This is a genomic window from Bradyrhizobium sp. NBAIM08 (assembly GCF_020193935.1).
Lineage (GTDB): Bacteria > Pseudomonadota > Alphaproteobacteria > Rhizobiales > Xanthobacteraceae > Bradyrhizobium > Bradyrhizobium yuanmingense.
Genome location: NZ_JADYVR010000555.1, coordinates 1 through 430, shown reverse-complemented (window position 1 = coordinate 430; position 430 = coordinate 1). Strand labels below are relative to the sequence as shown.

1 protein-coding gene is annotated in these 430 nt (G+C 68.6%); it reads right to left on the bottom strand.

All coding sequences use genetic code 11. From position 1 onward, the window contains the following. On the bottom strand, positions 1 to 430 hold a 430-nt coding region (locus tag I6F37_RS40920; RefSeq protein WP_225154509.1), incomplete at both ends, for a hypothetical protein.

Here is a 430-nt window from a genome sequence, read left to right as displayed (position 1 = left end):
ATCAGCCACCGCTCACCGACCCGGCTGATCCGCGCATCCTCGACCCCGTAGGACTGGTACGATGCGCGCGGCACGATCGCGCGATCGTAATGCACCGCCTCGACGCGTCGTCCGTCGGCGTCGAGTTCGACCGGGAGCAGCCAGGACAGCGAGGTCAGTGCCATCACCTTCCACCCGCCGCCGCGCATCAGGAACTTGCGCGGATCGGCGGTGTCGACCAGCGCCAGCGGCCAGGCGTCCAGATGATAGATGCCGTCGTCCCAACGGATCGCGCGGACGTGGCCGTCGCGGATGGGGTTGCGAAGCGCCTCGGCGATGCGGACCATCAGCAGCAGATTGCCGTTGGGCAGCCGGGTCATGCCCGGATTGAACGCGCCGAGGACGTAGGTCTCCTCGCCGATCCGGCCTGCGAGCGGGGAACGCGCGAGAT